The organism is Bartonella sp. MU37NMGALS (genome assembly GCF_042194015.1).
GTDB classification, from domain to species: Bacteria; Pseudomonadota; Alphaproteobacteria; order Rhizobiales; family Rhizobiaceae; genus Bartonella; species Bartonella grahamii.
Map to the genome: position 1 here is coordinate 1 of NZ_JBHIML010000012.1, position 19,220 is coordinate 19,220.

Consider the following 19,220-nt stretch of genomic DNA (forward strand, 5'->3'; position numbering starts at 1 on the left):
TATATGGTTACATCTTTTGGTAAAATTTTACGGAAACTTCGCATTGATCATTCAGAACGCCTCTTAGATATGGCTAAAAAATTAGACATATCTGTAGCATTTTTATCATCTGTAGAAATTGGCAAAAAATCTGTTCCTGTAGGACTGGAGGAAAAGATAATTGAACTCTATGCTTTAGATCAAGAGGTAGCAGAAATTTTGAGAAGAGAATCGGATGCTTGTCGCAAAAGTTTTACAATCAAGACTTCTGATCCGTTGAGGCGTAAAACTGTTGGCATGTTTTTTAGAACTTTAAAAGATTTTTCACAAGAGGATTTAGAAGCATTCAAAACATTATTAGAGATGATTAGCGAAGCGCAAAGAAAAGAAAATGCTACTGTTGTAGACAAATGTTAGAAAATCCTATTCCCCAACTTTTATTTACGCGTCCCTCACAGTAAAAAACATATGGAAAATCAATAAGTTATTTTGGATAAAAAAGAGCATGGTGCCCAAAAGAGGACTCGAACCTCCACGCCTTGCGGCACAGGTACCTGAAACCTGCGCGTCTACCAATTCCGCCATCTGGGCTCATAAAATTGATCTAAGCGTATGAAGCAATTCTGTCAATGAAATTATAGAATTTATTTTTTTAGCTTAAAACGATTGAATTGATTTTTTGGGAGATCATGATTTTAGAAGTTTAAGGTGCGAGGACTATCTTCGATAAAATTGTTGAATCCGAATTAAATGTATAAATAATAGGAATGCCGGTCGCTAATTCTTGAGATATAATTTCCTCACCGGAGAGACCTTCAAGCGCCATAATAAGAGCACGAAGAGAGTTTCCATGCGCTGCGATCAAAACAGTTTGGGAGCGCAAAATATGAGGCTGGATGTGGTAAAGATAATAAGGCCAGATGCGCGCACCGGTGTCGCGTAGGCTTTCTCCATTCGGGGGCGCAATCGTATAAGAGCGGCGCCACATTTGCACTTGCTCTTGTCCCCATTGTTGGCGTACTTCATCTTTATTTAAACCAGAAAGATCACCATAATTACGTTCATTTAATGCGGGATTTTTTATCACTTCTAAATCTGATTGTCCCATTTGCTCTAAAATGTGCTGAGCCGTTTTTTGAGCACGCTGTAAGGCAGATGTATAAGCGATATCAAACTTCAAACCATATTCTTTCAGTTTTTTTCCTGCTTCTATCGCTTCTGCATGACCTTTTTCTGTTAAATCGGGATCTTTCCAACCGGTAAAAAGGTTTTTGAGATTCCATTCACTTTGTCCATGACGAATTAGTACAAGTATGCGTTCCATTATGAATTGCCTCTATTCTATTGATTGTTTAAAATTCATCGTTCAATCCCAAAACATCGAGCATTGAATAAAGACCGTTTTCATGATTTTTTGCCCACAAAGCTGCTTTTAATGCGCCATTGGCAAAGATAGAGCGTTCTTGCGCTGTATGTGAAAGAACAATGCGCTCATGGGAACCGGCAAAAATGACACTGTGTTCTCCAACAACTGTTCCACCACGTGAACAAGAAAAGCCAATGGAGCCTTTTTCGCGTTTACCTATATAACCATTGCGTTCGTTGACACGCACATTTTTAAGCGTAACATTGCGCCCTTCAGCTGCTGCTTGGCCAAGAAGAAGGGCTGTTCCAGAAGGGGCGTCAACTTTGTTCGCGTGATGCATTTCATAAACTTCGATATCAAAATCATTGGCTTCTAATGCTTTAGCGGCTTTCTTTACAAGGTTGGCCAAAAGATTTATTCCAAGGCTCATATTTCCGGATTTGACAATTGTTGTATATTTCGCAAAATCTGCAATTTTTTCTTCTTCTGTTTTGCTAAATCCTGTGGTGCCAATAATATGGACAAGGCTTTTTTGAGCAGCGTAGTTAGCATAAAGAATACTGGCTTCTGGTTGAGAAAAATCTAAAATACCTTCTGTGTTAGAAAAAGCATTTTCAGGATCGTCAGTAATGCCAATCCCAAGAGAATCTGAACCAATTAAGGCACTGGCATCTTTTCCTACAAACGGTGAGCCTTTGCGTACAAGAACAGCACAAAGCTCTACATCTTTCCTCTGTTGGATTGCTGTAATGAGTTCACGTCCCATTCTCCCATTTGCACCAACAACTGTAAGGCGCATTCTTATCTCCTTATAATACTTCACTGTGCAGTATAGGCAAATTCTTGCCTTCTTTCCAATGGTTCTTTTTCTTTATAGGAAAAAATTTTTCCTGCTTTAATTTATCTTCTTGTGCTGTAAAACACTGTTGTTTAGAGCAAGTGATATAAGATTTACAAATTTAAATAGAGATGTTTTTCGTTAGAGTGTGTCATGAATATTCCTAAATAAGGTTTGCTTATGAAACCTAATGAAGATTGTGTATTACTTTACGCTTTTGTTTTTTTGTTCTTTAAGGGGGGCGTTCTTCATGCAAAACAAGATCTCCTGAACAAAATACACCTATGTTGTCAATTCATGCTTTTCTTTAATATTTTTTCACACACCAATTCCATGTGTAATGCTTAAGCAAGCGATATTGATTGTTTCAAATTTGATGAAGGTAATGAGAAAAAGGTATTTGGAATTGATGATTCAAGTTAAAAAAACGATTATTTAATCATTTTATATCAATATGTTATCCATTAATAAAATCACGTAAAAGGGGGTAGAAATAAGGGACCAACAAGAAGTTGAATTGTTTATACATGAGAATTGGTCGGATTCTTTATCTTTTAGGAAAGTCAGTTGAAAAAATTGTTATGTTGTAAAAACGCATGATGAGGCTTTGTTTGTTATAGAGAAAATAGTATATATGTTATGTAATGCGTTTTTTCATATATTGGGGAGAATGGAGGATAACATGTGTTAAGTATTGTTATTTTATTTGCCTAGCTTCCAGTGATGCTACAGCTCTTATATTTAAAGAGATTCTTTAAAGTCTTTTCTTAAATAATTTTTATTCCTGTGCTAATATTTTTGTGATACGTCAAGAAAGTGATTTTTTTCATGCATTATAAGGGGGATAAAATAAGAAAATATTATGGGGGGCTTATTCTCTGTTTAATATGATTCTAAATCAATGTATTATCGTATTGTTTATACGCATGCATAAAAATTCATAAGCCTATAAATATCCTTTAGATAAAATATCGTTTTTATTTTTGTTTGTGGGAGAAGGCTAGAAATCAAGATCTGCATAGTGAGCACTTGCAACAATTCCGCGGACGCGATCTGTTAAAAGAGAACGAAAAGAAGGGCGTGATTTAATTCTCATATACCAGTCTTTGGCAGCAGGAGATTGTTCCCAGTCAATTTCCCCTAGAAAGTCAAGTACAGAAATAGAGGCTGCTGCTGCTAGGTCTGCATAGGACAAGGCAGAACCGACTAAGCTATCGCGAGAGGCACAGAGCCAGTTGAGATAGTTCATATGTGGTAAAATATTGGCACGTGCATTGCGTAAAATTTGTGAATTAGGAGCACCACCACCAATGGCAAGTGGCATTTCACGTTTATGGATTCGTTCTCGTACGATATGGCGCGTTGCTTCATTTTCGAATTTATTTAAGAACCAGTCATTGAGACGGCGTACTTCCGCACGATCTAAAGGATTTTCCGGAAAGAGCTTATTTTCTTGTCGTAAACTTCCATGTGTTTCGTCTAAATATTCGCAGATAACAAGAGGACCTGATAATGGAACCTCGTGTTCATCGAGAAAAACAGGAACATGACCAGCGGGATTGAGGGCTAGAAATTCGTGTCTTCTTGCCCATTCATATTCTTCAATCAGTTGAGTGGCTACACCATATTCCCCAAGAATGAGGCGTATGAAGCGCGAGGCAGCGGATAGGGGAGAGTGAAAAAGTGTCAGCATAATTTACACTATCAAATAGAGTTGATGAGAATTCTTTCAAGTAATCATTTTTATAAAGATGCTTGACTAGAAGTACAAGATCATTAGCAGCTGCTAGCAATTATAATTAATAAATTGTTAATAATAGCAATTATTCTTTTATGCGATGGTTTGCAAAATGGCAGCACGTAATTCTTCTAAACCAAGAGCTTTTTCTGAAGAGGTTACAAGAAGCTCAGGATAAGCTGCCGGACGTTTGAGAAGCTTTGTTTGTGTGCTCATAATTAATTTTTCCAAGGCATTTGATTTGATTTTATCGCTTTTTGTCAAAACAATTTGATAAGAAACGGCTGCTTTATCAAGGAGAGCAAGAACATCTTCATCATTGTTTTTGATTCCGTGTCGTGAATCAATTAAGATATATACACGTTTTAATGTTGTGCGCCCCCGTAAATAGCTAAAAATCAAATTTGTCCACGCATCAACCAGATTTTTAGGAGCAGCAGCGAAACCATAACCAGGCATATCTACTAATGCTAGAGGGGGAAGATCTCCCAGCTGTCCACTGAAGCCATCGGGGACAAAATAATTAAGCTCTTGAGTCCGTCCTGCTGTATTTGAGGTGCGTGCTAAGCTTTTTTGTTGAACGAGTGCGTTTATTAAAGATGATTTTCCAACATTGGAACGTCCTGCAAATGCAATTTCTGGTGGTCCTTCAGGGGGGAGAAAGCGTATTGCTGGTACACCACGAATAAAAATCCAATTGCGAGAAAAAATTCCAGAAAGGGAAGAATCTCTTGTCATTCATGCACTTCTTTTTTGGGTGATTTTCTCCACATGGTTTTCAGATTATCGAAAAGCTCAATTTTAACTCCTTGGCGCTTCATCATGATACCTTGCTGAATGATTGATAATATATTGTTCCATGCCCAATAGATAACGAGACCAACAGGAAAAGAGGCGAGCATAAAAGTAAAGACAACAGGCATCCATGTGAATATCATCGCTTGGGTTTGGTCTTGAGGAGCGGGATTCATACGCATTTGTAAAAACATCGTTATTCCCATAATCAAAGGCCATGCACCAATCATAAGGAATGTTGGAGTTGTATACGGTAAGAGACCAAACAAGTTAAAAAGAGAAGTTGGATCGGGTGCCGCTAAATCTTCAATCCAGCCAAAGAAAGGGGCATGGCGCATTTCAATGGTGATATAGAGAACTTTATAAAGAGCAAAGAATATTGGGAATTGAACCAACATTGGCCAACAACCAGCAAGGGGATTAATTTTTTCGGTTTTATATAGTTCTATTATTGCTTGTTGTTGCTTGGTTCTATCATCGGGATATTTTTCTTTTATTTCTAGCAACCGTGGTTGTAAAAGCTTCATGCGTGCCATAGATTTATAAGATTTATTGGCTAGAGGAAAAAGAAGAGTTTTTAAGAGCACCGTGACAAGAAGGATGGCGATACCAAAATTTCCTGTTTGTTTATAAAGGACATCAATGAGAGAAAACATTGGTTTGGTGATGAAATCAAACCAGCCCCAATCAATTAAAAGAGCAAACTTTTTGATTTTTAGGTCATTTTGATAGTTATTAATAATTTCAACTTGTTTTGCACCAGCAAAAAGCCGATTTGTAATAGTTTTTGTTTCATTTGGAGCAATCGTTAAAAGCGATCCTAGTAAGTCAGACTGATAATGCGTTTGCAAACGATCAAAATAAATAAAACGGCTTGTATATTCTTTATTTTGCGGGGGAATAACTGCTACAGCCCAATATTTATCGGTAATACCAATCCAACCTCCTGTTACTTTGGAGAAAGTCATGCTCTTTTGCCCATTATCAGGATTTGGATCAAGCTCTGCTAAGGTTTTATATTTTTCAGTTTTGAGCGAATCTCCTGCAATACCTATCATACCTTCATGAAGTAAATAGGTTGCATTTGTATGTTCTGGTGGTGCTGCACGTGCAACGCGGGCATAGGATGAGAGATATATTGGTTGATCACTTTCATTGCTGATAGAATCTTCAATGGTAAACATGAAATGATCATCAACAGAAAGAATACGCCGGAAGATCTGTCCTTGTCCATTATTATAAATTAAAGTGATAGGTGTTGAAGGAGTCAGGATTGTATTGTTTCCCTCTATTTGCCATTGTGTATCCGATTGTGGCAAAGCTTTTGCTGGTAAAGATGCACTTGCAAAACCAAATTCAGCAAGGTAGGTCGTTTTGAAACCCTTAGGATTCAGCAAATCGATTTCCGGTGATTTTTTATCGACTGTTAAACGATATTTTTTGAGGTGAAGATCATCAAATTGTGCACCAACAAGATTAATAGAGCCTTCCAGTTCATTGGTTTTGATCGCAATACGCTTTGTTTTGGCCAATACAGCTTTCCGGATTTCAGGTGTCATTGGCTGTTCGATGATAGATGTTGCTTGATGCGTTGAGGTATCGTCAGAAAAATTCGTCGTGGTAGTAGAAAGGGTTGATTGTTGTTTTGACAATTGCTGTGTGATGACTTGTTGTTTTGGTAACTTTGCTTGTTTGGGAGCAACATGAAGAAATTGCCATGCGATGAGCACTACGAAAGATAAGCCAATAGCGATAAAGAAATTGCGGTTATATTCCATCCGTACACCCTTGTTGTTGTTGCTGATGTTTTATTTTTGGTTTTATTCGCCGATTTAATTCACTAATTAAGGATGTAAAAGGCGCATGTAACGCATCACGATATGCTACAATGACATAGTCTGTTCCTGCTTCCATGTGGTTTGTTACACCAACTCTTACGGCTTCACGCAAGCGCCTTTTGATACGATTGCGTTTCACAGCATTACCGTTTTTACGGGTAACCGTGAAGCCTACACGTGCAACAAGAGAATCTTTTCTTTCTGTTGTTTGTTCACGAGATTTAACTTCGAGCAAAAATAAAGGACCACGCCGCTTTTCTCCTGTACGGACAGCCAAAAAGTCTGCTCTTTTGCGAATACGGCAGGGATGTTTTTTCTTCATAAAAGAACATTTCGCAATTTCACTAAATGCCTGCAAGCAGGCATTAGAGGTTCATAACAAAAGTTTCACAACGAAGAAATGGTGAGCAATCCTCAACGGTTGTGAAAATTTAAATGGTTAAGCAGAGAGCCGCTTACGTCCACGAGCACGTCTTGCAGCAATAACTTTACGTCCTCCAGCTGTAGCCATGCGTGCACGAAACCCATGGCGGCGTTTACGGACAAGTTTAGAGGGTTGGTAAGTACGTTTCATTTATTTAAATACCGCGGAGTGCGGCCCTTCTTAATCTTCGTTTTATGAGCACTTATGCGCGAGATGAACGATTTTATCCTATCATACGGCTGTTAACCCATAAGGAAAAATATAAAAAAAGTCAATCTTAGATTGTTTTTCTCGCTCTTGAAAGAATACAAAACACCTTACAACCGTCTGTGATATTTTTTTACGATACTGTAAGAGTGTCAGAAATAACGATTGAGTCTACAGAAAATAAATGACTAGGGCGTTAAAGAATTAAAGAAAGTGTGACTGATTACTGTATACTCAATTTAAAGTATCCTTTAATATTAAAAAAATTTTTTCAGTTTTTGTTTTTACAAAATTTTTATCAGAACATTCATTAAAGTGGTTGTAGAAAAATACGATTGATAGGATTTTATAGCAGATTTTATGTTTGAGATTCTTTATTTAAGGATGGTTTCATATTTTTAAAGAGAAAAGAGATAAGATATAAGTAATTTATACTTTATAATTCTGAGTAAAGTAGAAAATTATCAGGTGATGAACCTGTAAGTATTTTTCGTTCTTATGCTTGTATTTGCTGGTATTTTTATAGAGAGGAAAGAACTTGGATTCTATTACAAGTGAGGCTGTCCGCAACGTATTACGTAAAATCAAAGGACCAGATCTTGAAAGCGATATTGTGTCGTTGGGGCTTCTTTCAGAAATATTGATTGCTGATGGTAAGGTTTTTTTTTCTATTACAGTTCCTGATGGAGGTGTGCAAGAATGGGAATCATTGCGTCGTTCTGCTGAAAAGATGGTATGTGCTTTGGAGGGAGTGGAATCTGTTGTTGTCACACTTACAGCAGAAAAAACAACAAAGGCAGCACCTAGACGGAGAGCAAATCTCTTACCGATCAAAATGCCCATAGAAGGTGTGCGGCATGTGATTGCTGTTGCTTCTGGAAAAGGAGGGGTCGGAAAATCGACAATGGCAATAAATATCGCCTTAGCTTTACAAGATTCTGGTTTCAAGACGGGGGTGATGGATGCTGATATTTATGGTCCATCTTTGCCGCGTTTGACAGGACTTGTTAATCAAAAACCACAGCTCATTGAAGAAAAAAAGATTCAACCTCTTGAAAAATTCGGACTTAAATTGATGTCGATGGGATTTTTGGTTGAGGAAGAAAAGCCGGTAGTATGGCGTGGTCCTATGGTTATGGCAGCGGTAACGCAATTGTTACGAGACGTTTTATGGGGACCTCTGGACGTTTTAGTCGTTGATATGCCGCCAGGTACAGGGGATGCACAACTAACGCTTGCACAACAGGTACAGTTAACAGGTGCGTTGGTTGTCTCTACGCCCCAAGATCTTGCTTTAGTGGATGCGCGTAAAGCAATAGAAATGTTTATGAAAGTCAATGTTCCTATTTTAGGAATTATTGAGAATATGAGTTATTTTATCGCTCCTGATACGGGAAAACGCTATGATATTTTTGGCTATGGTGGTGCACGGGCAGAAGCGGAACGTCGAGAAGTCCCTTTCTTAGCGGAAATACCGCTTGATGCAGCTTTACGATTTTTTTCAGATGAGGGGACCCCTATTTTTGTTGCTAAGCCTAGTAAAGAGCATACTAAACTGTATCGTAAAATTGTTGATCAAATAAAAAATCAACTTTTTTAAATGGATATTTGTTTGAGAAAGTTTATTAAAACACAATCATGGAAGACGTAAAAATAGTTGCTTCTTTGTAAGGGGAAGTTTTAATGTGTGAGTAGAGTATATAGGTTAAATAAACAAAAAATTATTCATGCGTTTGGATAACCTGAAGGGGACCCAAATTAGAAGAGATAGAACCATGAGGTAGAAAAAATATTGGTATTGAGGATAAAAGAAGAAGACAGAAAATAAAAATAATTTAGAAAAATTGTAAAAGGTTGTAAAAAATATTTTAAAAATCAATTCTCTTCATAAGATGATATCTTTTTCAGGTGTAAAAAGCATTTTTCGATATGAGTTTTCTTGATATAAATCTTCAACATTTAGCTCTTTCTTATTGAGATGATAAAAAAATGTTGGTCAAGTCTTTTTAGAAGCATTCATTTTTTGCAAAGTAGCCTCAAGAGCCGTTGTTAAAGCATTCCTTCCCCCTTGATGAGAAAAGTAATTTGACAAAAATTCATTTGTTCCACCCTTTGTTGAAAACTCTTTTTCAAGCAGTGCAAAATCGAGAAGTGCAGAACGATCAGTTGCTATAGTTTTACGCATTTCATCCGTAAGATTTCCAAACATCATGGTAAGGAATTCTGCTGATTGCTGGTTTTTTAACCCTTGTGTTATAAACCACTGATGGGCTGTTTCTATAAAATTAAAATATACTCCCATCAGAGAACCAGCTGTCATAAAAAGATTAAACTGCTCTTCCTTATCCAGCACCAATGTGCCCCCCAATGCGTCAAATAAAGTGCGTAAGAAGGGATGATCGGGATAGATTGGTGTCAAATTTTTGCATTCTGCAACAAAAGGTAATGGAACAGCACGATAAACTTTATGATTAATCCACTCTTCTATTTCTGCTGCTTTTGCCATAGCAAGTACGGAAATAACCAGCTGTTCTGGACGAAAACGAAGAGAGCGCAAAACGTCTTCTGCAATTTGGTTGGGTAAGCAAAGAAAAACACAATCACTAACATCGAGCAATGTTTGGTTATTTTCAGCAATCATAACTTTGTTATAAGTGTTTGAAAGGCGCTCTGCTGTTTGTGCATTGCGAGGTGAAACAACAATAGAAGAAACATCAAAGGTGCTTGTCATTAAGCCATTCACCATTGAAGCACTGATTGTACCCGTTCCTAAAAAGCCAAGTCTCATTTCTATTTCTCAGTTTTACAATTTAAAAGGAATCTTAATCAACATCTCATGTGTTTTAACTAACATAAACGCTAATTGAAGAAGCAACACATAACATAGCAAAAATAATCAAGCCCAAATAGATTTTAGGCTTGTCAAAGAGAACGGCAAAAGCAGAAAACCAACCAACAACAGCTGCGGCTAATGCAAATAAAAAACCTGGTTTATTCATAAGCACAATATGCATTGCCATTAAACCACCAATAATCAGCGCTCCAAAAACAATGAGCAAACCTGTTGCAAACTTTTCATAATCATCCATATTTCACTCCTTATAGCGCTCAATTATTACACACTTTTTAACGCACATGCACATAAAAACGAAATGTTTTTTATTGAATATGGTTAAAACGGGGGCTGCCTTTTATTGATCAGATGTAAAAAATGCAGGGATATGCTGTGGCCAACGCCAAGGTAAAACTGCAATTAAATCAAAGCGTACAGATAAAAGGGCATAATCTTTTTGCCGTGCGAGCCAAATATCGGCAGCTGCTTCAATTCGCCTTTCATTCATTCGGGAAACCGCTTCCATTGCTTCAGCCAACGTTGAACGTGCTTTAACTTCAACGATTAACACAAGATTTCCACGTCGTGCAATTAAATCAATTTCCCCACATTTTGTTTTAAAACGCCTTTCGGCAATGTGAAACCCTTTGCAACGTAGCCACCAAGCTGCCAATTTTTCTGCACGGATCCCTCGATAAAAAGACTTTTGTCTGCGTTTTTTTTGTATCATTTTACGCATTTTTTAAAAAGATTAATCGCTGAAAAAGTTCCTGCTTTTTAAAACCGGTCTCTTTTGCAACCAAAGCTGCTGCTTGAGCAGCAGAATGTGTCCGTGCGCGTTCTAATAGCATTTCATCAATTTCTTGATCACTTATCACATTTAAAGAAGAAGATGATTCTCCAACAAGCACAACAATCTCCCCACGAATATGTGCTTGTTTTCTGTAATTTTCCAACAAATTCCCTAAATTGGAAACATCTACTGTTTCAAACTTCTTTGTTAATTCACGACAAATGGCAGCAGGTCGATCAGCCGAAAAAAGAGTGACCATATCCTGTAAAGTTTCAACAAGACGATGCGGTGATTCATAAAAAATCAAAGTTGCTGGAATCTCTTTTAATTGTTCCAATCGTTTTCTGCGCTGTAGCTTGCGTGCACTCAAAAAACCTGCAAAAAAAAAGCTATCAGTAGGAAGCCCTGTCGGTATAAGAGCGGCTAAAAGAGCAGATGCTCCAGGAATAGGAATAATTTTATGACCAGCTTTACGGGCTTCTTCCACCAATCTAAATCCAGGATCAGAAATAAGTGGTGTTCCCGCATCTGACAAAAGCGCTACTGTTTTGTTTTCTGCTAAAGCCGCTAAGAGCTTCGGACCCGCTTTTTGCGCATTATATTCATGATAGAGAAAAGGTTTTTTTTGAATACCGTAACGTTCCAACAAAACACGTGTTACCCGCGTATCCTCACAGGCTAAAATATCAATTCCTGCAAGCACTTGCAAAGCACGAAGCGTAATATCTGCAAGATTTCCGATAGGCGTTGCCACAAGATAAAGCCCTGATTCTATAACGGGTGCAGAATAAGCATGCGCACCTATAAAATATGCTTTTTCACACATGCTCTTTTCTTTTCATCAAATTTCCCTCACCACAAGATTTTTATCCATACTCATAAGTCATTTTGGCTCATTTTTACCAGCACATTTTTTATCCTTATAAAGGCTTACCTTACTCGAATAATCGATTACTCTCTAATAAGATAATCTCATCTTTAACGTCTTAATCTAACATTATTATCTATTTTGATCTGCGTTATCTTTTTTAGTAAAACAAATTCCACCAATATTCTATCAGCTCCATGATTTTCTATAAAGTTTTTCCTTCGATAACCAAAAAACAATTTTACCTATGCCACCATCTCACGCTTGGCTGTGCTCTTTTAAAACTAAGATTTTTAGATTATTTCCATAACGCCCATCTTTCAAATATTCTCTTGATATCCAAACTATTTTTCTGAGAAAATATAAACAGCCTGTTTTGAAACATAAATAGCTAACTGTATTGTTATTGATCAAATATAAGCCCTTATCAGCAAAATATTTCATTTTTTCATATTCTTTATAGCTTTAAGAGTATAATAAGTACCTTAGAAACGTTAAAGGCTAACTTTTATCTTAAAGATTTGATTTATAACGGAGAGTTTATCATTTTGCATATTGATTAAGAGCTATCTCTTAAAAACAAGCCCATAAATATAAAGCGGGGACAATCCGTGATCTTTTCTTTTTAAAAGATATTGTGATTCTTTTGAAAGTTCTAAAACTGAATGGACAGATGATAGTAAAGAGGAAAACAGGTTTTTTCCTTTCAGATTTTATATTCTTGCTAAATGAAGCTGTATTTTCGTTTCAGAGATTACTCAAATAGAATAGGCAATATTTTTTCTCTAACTACAAAAGCTGGAACGGCGCGCAGAGCTTTCATTAACCTTAATCTTTCTTTTAAATATACCACTTGTGTTAAATTTGGATGTTGATTGACAAGCAACAGCGAAAGCACAAGCTTTATAAGAAAAACAACCCTATAAAACGCGTCATAGAGTGGTTATGAAAGCTATTTTGGTTTTTTATCAGATGGTTTTGCTAATAGCGGTAGTTTCCATGGCTTGGCATCTACTTATTCTTACGGTATTTGCACACATTCATTGCAGTATATTGGTAAAGGTTAGATGCAAGGCGATTATCCTTGATGAAAAAATAAAAGGTTAATGTAAGGTTAAAGATTTTTTTCGTGTCATTATCAGTAGAACCATTGAAAGGGCTTGAACAAGCATGCTCTTTATTTCGTTATCTCGCAACGTTTTTTCTACATTTGTCTGTGGTTTTCTTTAGTGAGCATTACTTGGCAAAGTTTAGGAGAAAAAATAAACTTGAAGCGCGTCGTCATGGCTTTTGTTCTTGGCTAGTTAAAACAATTGATGTTTCTTATGATGGGCTAAAAGCATTTTGGATCATGTGGGAGAGGGAGCAAAGTAGAGCGGACTTATTTTCCTTCTTTTCGAGAAGCGCGGCTGTTTCTTTATTGCAGAATTTTCAAGAATATATTCATTATTGTTTTGTCATTTAGATAAAAATTTTTGATAAAAATATGTTATGTTTTGCTATTGAAAAAAGTCATACGGTGGGGAGAGTATTTTATATAAGAATAGAGTCCTTTTTACATTGTGAAAGAACGTATGCAGGAAGGTGATTGATAGATTTCTGATCTGAGGAGAATATTTTTATTCATTGCGTTTTGTATATTTCAATTTTGGGAGAGTGAACAATGATTGTACATTGGGGCATTACATATTGGGATAGAAGGGGCCGTCATTGCCTTGCGGACAGGTCCAAGTGATATTTTGGTTCGGATCTTTGATATCGCATGTTTTACAATGTATGCAATTTGAAGCGTTGATCATATAAGTTAGATGATTATTATTCTCTAGCCACTCGTAGACAGCGGCGGGGCAATAGTGTGTGGAAGGTGCTCCATAGATTACATATTCGGAGTCTTTTTGTTTTCTTAATGAGGTTATTTTTAAATGGCAAGGTTGATTTTCTTCATGGTGCGTATTGGAAAGGGCAACACTTGAAAGGCGATCAAAGGTTACAACGCCATCTGGTTTTGGGTAAGCAATGGGTTGAAATTTTTCTGCTGGTTCAAGATATGCATACTCTTCCTTTTTGTGGGGGAGTGTTTTAAATAAGGAAAATCCGAACAGCTGTTGCCACCACATATCAAAACCGGCAAGTTTAATTCCATATTTTGTCCCATATTTTGCCCAGAGCGGTTTGGCATTTCGCACTTTATAAAGATCTTTGCCAATGGGACCTTTTCGCCACTGTTCTTCGATTTCTTTGACCTCATCATGGGCACGTCCTTGCGCGAGAGCGGCAGCGATTTTATCGGCAGCTAATATGCCAGATAAGATGGCATTGTGTGAGCCTTTGATACGAGGAACATTGACAAAGCCAGCAGAGCAGCCAATAAGTGCTCCTCCAGGAAAGGTGAGTTTTGGTACAGATTGCCAACCTCCTTCGCTGATAACACGTGCACCATACGAAAGACGTTTTGCACCTTTGAAGATTTCATAGAGTTTTGGATGTGTTTTAAAACGTTGAAATTCTTCAAAAGGAGAAAGATAAGGATTTTTGTAATCTAAATGCACAACAAAACCGACAGAAATGACATTGTTTTCTTGCTGATAAAGAAAGCCACCACCACCGGTATTATTGTCTAAGGGCCAACCAGTGAAATGTTGCACTAAACCGCGTTGGTGTTTGTGGGGATCAATTTCCCAGAGTTCTTTGAGTCCAAGACCAAATTTTTGTGGTTCACGATTTTTGCTAAGGTTGAAATGTTGCATCAGTTGTTTTGCAATTGAGCCGCGTGCTCCTTCTGCAATCAGAGTATATTTTGCCAATAACGCCATACCAGGCATATAATTTTTTCCAGGGGTTCCATCTTTGTTAAGCCCCATATCACCGGTGAGAACACCAATGATAGCTCCGTTATCTTTTTGGATGATGGGCTCTGTTGCTGCAAAACCAGGATAGATTTCAACACCCAACGCTTCAGCCTTTTTGCTTAGCCAGCGGCAGACTCTCCCAAGCGAAACGATATAACATCCGTTATTTGATAAGATTTTGGGATGCAAAATATTGGGCAATAGTGTCGCTTTTTGAGGCTTTAGAAAAAAAAATTGGTCTTGGGTGACCGGGGTTGTGAAGGGATGGTCGTTGTCATTTCTCCATTCTGGTAAGAGTGTATCGATACCAATGGGGTCAACAACTGCGCCCGAGAGAATATGTGCGCCAACTTCGGTCCCTTTTTCAACAATTGTGACAGAAAGCTCAGGATTAATTTGTTTAAAACGAATTGCGGCAGAAAGTCCCGCAGGTCCTGCTCCGACAATGACTATATCAAACTCCATACTTTCACGTTGGTCATGCAGAGGTGCTTTCATGGTTTATAAAGCTTTCTCCAATTCTGGAACAATTTGGTGGAGATCACCTACAAGGCTGTAATCCGCAATTTGCATGATGGGAGCTTCTTCATCTTTATTAATGGCAACAATAATTTGTGCATCCATTATACCGGCTAAATGCTGGATTGCACCGGAAATGCCAACAGCGATATAGAGTTCAGGGGCAACGACTTTTCCTGTTTGTCCAATTTGCCATTCATTGGGGGCGTAGCCTGCATCAACTGCTGCGCGGCTGGCACCTAAAGCGGCATCTAATTTGTTTGCAAGAGGAAGAAGAAGTGCCATAAATTGTTCTTGAGAACCAAGACCACGCCCGCCTGATATAATAACACGTGCAGAGGTAAGATCAGGACGATCACTTTTGTTGGTTTCTGTTTTTACGAAAGAAGAAAGATTTGGATTAGGAGCTGGTGTTATTATTTTAATGGGAGCAGAATTATTTTGGGAAGGCGTTGGTGTGAAAGAAGCTGTGCGAACTGTTATAATTTTTTTATGATCATTGGTGCGGACAGTTTCAAGTACATTGCCTGCATAAATGGGTCGTTTGAAGGTATCGGGTGAAAGAACGGCGGTAATGTCTGAAATTTGCATAAGATCAAGAAGGGCTGCTACGCGTGGCATCACATTTTTCCCAGTGCTGCTGGATGCAGCCATGATCACATCATAATCATTTGCTAACGTGAGAATTGTATCTGCCATAGGCTCGGCAAGTTGATGGGCTAAATAGTCTGCTTTTGCAATAAGAACTTGCCGCACACCACTAAGTTTAGCACTATTTTCCGCTATCGTTTGAATTTTTTCTCCGCAAACCAGAATATCGATATCATTACTGAGTGCGCGTGCAGCGGTGAGCACTTTTGCTGTTTCTTCTGTATTATGATCAGCCAATAAAAGAATTGCCATAAGTTTTTGCCCTTTTATGTGAGTGTTGCTTTTACTCTAGTGGTGAGAATATTAAATGCAGCTCTTTTGTTTTAGTGCACTGACAAGCTCTACTACATTCGCCACTTTAATACCGGGTTGACGGGGTTTTGGCTCTTCAACGCTTAAAATTGTTAAGCGTGCTTCCGTATCGATGCCAAGATCAGCAAGAGATTTTTGTTCAATGATTTTCTTTTTTGCTTTCATGATATTGGGGAGAGAGGTGTAACGCGGTTCATTGAGCCGTAGATCGGCGGTCATAACCATGGGAAGGGGAAGACAAAGAGTTTGTGTTCCATTATCAACTTCACGGGTAACTGTAGCATGCCCATTTTCTATGTTAAGATGTGAGGCAAAAGTTGCTTGTCCCCAACCAAGAAGAGCAGCGAGCATTTGTCCTGTTTGGTTGCTATCGTCATCAATTGCTTGTTTTCCTAAAAAGACCATATCGGGTTTTTCTTCATCAACAATAGCTTTGAGAACCTTAGCAATTGCTAAGGGTTCAAGTGTTTGATCCGTTGTGACAAGAAGTGCGCGATCAGCGCCCATTGCAAGTCCTGTTCGTAGAGTTTCTAGGGTTGCTTCTGGGCCAATTGAAACAAGAAGAATTTCTGAAATTTTACCGGATTCTTTCTGGCGAATAGCCTCCTCCACGGCTATTTCATCAAAAGGATTCATAGACATTTTTACGTGAGACAGATCAACGCCTGTATTATCGGGTTTGACGCGTATCTTGATGTTATAATCAACAACACGTTTGACAGCGACAATTATCTTCATAATGATCCTCTTTGTTTTTATGATCACAAGTTTATAGCAATTTTATAGCAATCTTCATAAGAAACCAAATTGTTTAGAATGAAGTCTCATTTATAATTTGTGTTCTTTTTCATATAAGCTTTTTTACGTTTACTTGTACTTTCTCTTTTACGTTTACTTGTACTTTCTCGTTGTCATTTTCAATCTTCATATTTTTGCATTGCCATAATTGCCTTATTTGCTTGAATAAAAAGTAAAAAAATCAATCTGTCTTGTGAGAATATTCTTTTTTAGTTTCTTATGCTTTTGCTTTATTTATAATGGTGCAATAGGTTCTTTATACAATGAAAAATTAAGTGAAAAAGACAAAAATGGGGGAATGATTTTGCTCTTCAAATCTTGAAGACAGAAAAATTAAAGATCTTTCTTTCAAATATTTTCGATGAAGATTGGGGAAAAATATTTCTAGCAAAAAGTTTTTGGGAGTTCTTAAAGCTCTATTTACTAAAATAGAGCACACTTTCTCATCATTTGTGCGATTCTTTTCAAAAAGGTTAATGAGGGGTAGGCGTTTGTGAATACGAAGGGTCATACGATCGACCAAGCGACCAAACAGGTTAGGAACGATAAAGTCTTTTCTTTTGTTGAAAAAAAAGAGAGAATGGATACTTCTGTGAAAGTAACGATGTCGGATATTGCTCAAAAGTTACGCACCGTTTATGCACAAATGCAAATGAAGCATTCGCCCCGTTCTTTGATGCAGCAGAGTTCTGTAGAAGAGCATTTTAAATCTTACTTAGATGATATTAGTCGGGCCATTTTGGCTGAACATTATATACGTCGACAAAGAGAAAAAAAGCTTTTCCAGTCTTTAGAACAGATTACAACAATTGTTAAAAGTTTGCAGAATGAAAAAAAAAGTTTAGGAGAAGAAGCGCTAACACGACGGGTGTCTCGCTCAAAATCACTTGATTCTGTTGTACAAAAACTTGCTCATATGGAATGTGAGGGAAATCAAGAACGCTTATTCCTTCAAAAGGTGAAAAATTTTTCGAAACAAAACGGTATAATTCCACTCCAAGCAAATGTTGAAAATACGTTGCAGAAAGAAAATAGAAGCTCTTTGCCCAGTGATGCTCTGAAATCTTCCTTTAAAAAGGATGAGGGAATAGTAAAGCGTGCTGTGATAGAAGAAAAGGGTAAGATGGGTGTTCAGGCATCTAATCATTGCATTGAGAATGATTTTTCTTCTTTAAAGGCGCAGTCTCGGGAACATGTCTCGTTTTTATCTTATTTGGTAAAAAAAAGTATTCTTTGTTTTTTAACCGTTGTATTTGTGGGTGCGATAGCGTTATGTCTTTATAGCTTTTTAAAAGGAGCTCGTTTTTTTTAATTTTTATGATGTTGATGTTAATAGATGTGAAATGTATTGCACATTCGTGTTTGTGCGAAAGCTATGATAACTAAAATTATCCTTTTAAATACGCAAAAGAGATTATTGGAAAAGAGGATAATTGGAGAAAGATTCTCTAATTGTTAAAAAAACTCAAATTATCTTGAAGGTTCTGTAAGTGAGTATTTATTTACCAATTGCTGAAATGTCACTCAATATGCTGATCTTGATTGGTATGGGAGTCGTTGCTGGTTTTTTTTCAGGCCTTTTTGGAATTGGTGGTGGGTTTCTCATCACACCGTTATTGATTTTTTATAATATTCCTCCTGCTATTGCTGTTGGAACAGGTGCTAACCAGATGATTGCGTCATCTGTCACAGGAGCAATTACACATTTTAGAAGACGTACGCTCGATATTAAACTTGGTATTCTTTTGGCGATTGGAGGAGGGGGTGGTTCTTTAATCGGGATTCAGGTTTTCTCTGTTTTGAAAAAGTTAGGTCAATTAGACTTAATGATTTCGCTTCTTTATGTGATTCTTCTTGGAAGTGTAGGAAGCTTGATGATCATTGAAAGTTGGTATGATATGATGCGCAAGCGTAAGGCAGAAAAGACCAATGTTTGTCTTGCTGGTCGACACAATTGGATTCATCGCTTACCTTTTAAAATGCGTTTTCGGACATCTATGATATATGTTAGCATCATTCCAGTTTTAGGGATTGGTCTCATTGTGGGGTTGTTGTCTTCTATTATGGGAGTTGGTGGGGGGTTCTTTATGATACCAGCATTGATTTATCTTCTACGTGTTCCAACCAGTGTGGTGATTGGGACTTCACTTTTTCAGATTACATTTGTGTCTTCTTTCACCACAGTTTTGCAAAGTATGACTAATCAGTCCGTTGATATTGTCTTGGCTTTTTTGTTAATGCTTGGAGGAAGTATTGGTGCGCAATATGGAACAAGGGCTGGACGGAAATTAAAGGCTGAACAATTGCGTATGGCACTTGCATTTTTAGTGTTGATTGTGTGTATGCGTCTTGCTTTTCAATTATTTATACGCCCTGATAATCTTTTCTCTCTGGATATTCTTATGAGATAAA

General features: G+C 37.5%; 19 protein-coding genes and 1 tRNA gene. 5 read left to right on the forward strand and 15 right to left on the reverse strand.

The features are described 5' to 3' along the window. The first annotated feature begins 3 nt into the window (after positions 1–3). The gene (locus tag ACFIJP_RS06825) at positions 4–396 is read left to right on the forward strand and encodes a helix-turn-helix domain-containing protein (RefSeq protein ID WP_375616573.1); all 393 of its coding nucleotides are present in this window, start codon (positions 4–6) and stop codon (positions 394–396) included. A gap of 89 nt (positions 397–485) precedes the next feature. On the opposite strand, the gene ACFIJP_RS06830 is transcribed toward ACFIJP_RS06825, so the two are convergent. The 8 genes from ACFIJP_RS06830 to rpmH form a co-directional block, all read right to left on the reverse strand. Then, positions 486–570, reverse strand: a tRNA-Leu gene (locus ACFIJP_RS06830). Between the two features lie 112 nt (positions 571–682). Beyond that, on the reverse strand, positions 683–1,303 hold the full coding sequence (locus tag ACFIJP_RS06835) for a 2,3-bisphosphoglycerate-dependent phosphoglycerate mutase (RefSeq protein WP_375626499.1): 621 nt from the start codon (positions 1,301–1,303) through the stop codon (positions 683–685). Positions 1,304–1,331: 28 nt separating this feature from the next. Next, complete coding sequence (dapB, locus tag ACFIJP_RS06840; protein WP_375626501.1) at positions 1,332–2,144, reverse strand: 4-hydroxy-tetrahydrodipicolinate reductase; 813 nt, start codon at positions 2,142–2,144, stop codon at positions 1,332–1,334. A gap of 1,039 nt (positions 2,145–3,183) precedes the next feature. Next, positions 3,184–3,876 carry a glutathione S-transferase family protein gene (locus ACFIJP_RS06845; RefSeq protein ID WP_375626503.1) on the reverse strand — a complete coding sequence of 231 codons (693 nt, stop codon included), beginning with the start codon at positions 3,874–3,876 and terminating at the stop codon, positions 3,184–3,186. Between the two features lie 138 nt (positions 3,877–4,014). Beyond that, a complete protein-coding gene (gene yihA / locus ACFIJP_RS06850; protein ID WP_375626505.1) occupies positions 4,015–4,659 on the reverse strand; it encodes a ribosome biogenesis GTP-binding protein YihA/YsxC in 645 nt (214 codons plus the stop codon). Next, positions 4,656–6,494, reverse strand: coding sequence for a membrane protein insertase YidC (yidC, locus tag ACFIJP_RS06855; RefSeq protein WP_375626507.1), 1,839 nt, complete (start codon positions 6,492–6,494; stop codon positions 4,656–4,658). Before yidC ends, yihA begins: the two co-directional genes overlap by 4 nt. After that, entirely contained in the window at positions 6,484–6,876 is a 393-nt protein-coding gene (gene rnpA, locus ACFIJP_RS06860) for a ribonuclease P protein component (RefSeq protein WP_015856278.1), read from the reverse strand. Before rnpA ends, yidC begins: the two co-directional genes overlap by 11 nt. A 117-nt stretch (positions 6,877–6,993) precedes the next feature. Further along, a complete protein-coding gene (gene rpmH, locus ACFIJP_RS06865; protein WP_005864709.1) occupies positions 6,994–7,128 on the reverse strand; it encodes a 50S ribosomal protein L34 in 135 nt (44 codons plus the stop codon). A 595-nt stretch (positions 7,129–7,723) separates the two neighbouring features. On the opposite strand from rpmH, the gene ACFIJP_RS06870 reads away from it, so the two are divergent. Then, positions 7,724–8,785: an Mrp/NBP35 family ATP-binding protein gene (locus ACFIJP_RS06870; RefSeq protein ID WP_375626510.1), complete on the forward strand. Its 1,062-nt coding sequence runs from the start codon at positions 7,724–7,726 to the stop codon at positions 8,783–8,785. A 396-nt stretch (positions 8,786–9,181) separates the two neighbouring features. Here ACFIJP_RS06870 and ACFIJP_RS06875 read toward each other — a convergent pair whose 3' ends face one another. The 4 genes from ACFIJP_RS06875 to rsmI all read right to left on the reverse strand — a co-directional run bounded on the left by ACFIJP_RS06875 (position 9,182) and on the right by rsmI (position 11,637). After that, positions 9,182–9,973: a pyrroline-5-carboxylate reductase gene (locus ACFIJP_RS06875; protein WP_375626512.1), complete on the reverse strand. Its 792-nt coding sequence runs from the start codon at positions 9,971–9,973 to the stop codon at positions 9,182–9,184. A 55-nt stretch (positions 9,974–10,028) separates the two neighbouring features. Continuing rightward, the gene (locus ACFIJP_RS06880) at positions 10,029–10,274 is read right to left on the reverse strand and encodes a hypothetical protein (RefSeq protein WP_330168884.1); all 246 of its coding nucleotides are present in this window, start codon (positions 10,272–10,274) and stop codon (positions 10,029–10,031) included. Positions 10,275–10,376: 102 nt separating this feature from the next. Beyond that, the gene (locus ACFIJP_RS06885) at positions 10,377–10,745 is read right to left on the reverse strand and encodes a YraN family protein (RefSeq protein WP_375626549.1); all 369 of its coding nucleotides are present in this window, start codon (positions 10,743–10,745) and stop codon (positions 10,377–10,379) included. A 4-nt stretch (positions 10,746–10,749) separates the two neighbouring features. Then, on the reverse strand, positions 10,750–11,637 hold the full coding sequence (rsmI, locus tag ACFIJP_RS06890) for a 16S rRNA (cytidine(1402)-2'-O)-methyltransferase (RefSeq protein WP_375626514.1): 888 nt from the start codon (positions 11,635–11,637) through the stop codon (positions 10,750–10,752). A 1,171-nt stretch (positions 11,638–12,808) separates the two neighbouring features. Here rsmI and ACFIJP_RS06895 point away from each other — a divergent pair. Then, positions 12,809–13,144 (forward strand): hypothetical protein, encoded by a 336-nt coding sequence (locus ACFIJP_RS06895; protein ID WP_375626516.1) that lies wholly within the window; start codon positions 12,809–12,811, stop codon positions 13,142–13,144. 217 nt (positions 13,145–13,361) lie between these two features. On the opposite strand, the gene ACFIJP_RS06900 is transcribed toward ACFIJP_RS06895, so the two are convergent. The 3 genes from ACFIJP_RS06900 to ACFIJP_RS06910 are packed head-to-tail and all read right to left on the reverse strand — an operon-like array spanning position 13,362 to position 16,748. Then, positions 13,362–15,026, reverse strand: a complete 1,665-nt coding sequence (locus tag ACFIJP_RS06900) for a 4Fe-4S dicluster domain-containing protein (RefSeq protein WP_375626518.1) — start codon at positions 15,024–15,026, stop codon at positions 13,362–13,364. A 3-nt stretch (positions 15,027–15,029) separates the two neighbouring features. Next, positions 15,030–15,950 (reverse strand): electron transfer flavoprotein subunit alpha/FixB family protein, encoded by a 921-nt coding sequence (locus tag ACFIJP_RS06905; RefSeq protein WP_375626520.1) that lies wholly within the window; start codon positions 15,948–15,950, stop codon positions 15,030–15,032. 51 nt (positions 15,951–16,001) lie between these two features. Continuing rightward, the gene (locus ACFIJP_RS06910; protein WP_375626521.1) at positions 16,002–16,748 is read right to left on the reverse strand and encodes an electron transfer flavoprotein subunit beta/FixA family protein; all 747 of its coding nucleotides are present in this window, start codon (positions 16,746–16,748) and stop codon (positions 16,002–16,004) included. Positions 16,749–17,301: 553 nt separating this feature from the next. On the opposite strand from ACFIJP_RS06910, the gene ACFIJP_RS06915 reads away from it, so the two are divergent. Both ACFIJP_RS06915 and ACFIJP_RS06920 read left to right on the forward strand, forming a co-directional pair. After that, complete coding sequence (locus ACFIJP_RS06915) at positions 17,302–18,120, forward strand: hypothetical protein (RefSeq protein WP_375626523.1); 819 nt, start codon at positions 17,302–17,304, stop codon at positions 18,118–18,120. A 178-nt stretch (positions 18,121–18,298) separates the two neighbouring features. Then, a complete protein-coding gene (locus ACFIJP_RS06920; protein WP_375626524.1) occupies positions 18,299–19,219 on the forward strand; it encodes a sulfite exporter TauE/SafE family protein in 921 nt (306 codons plus the stop codon). Position 19,220 lies beyond the last annotated feature (1 nt).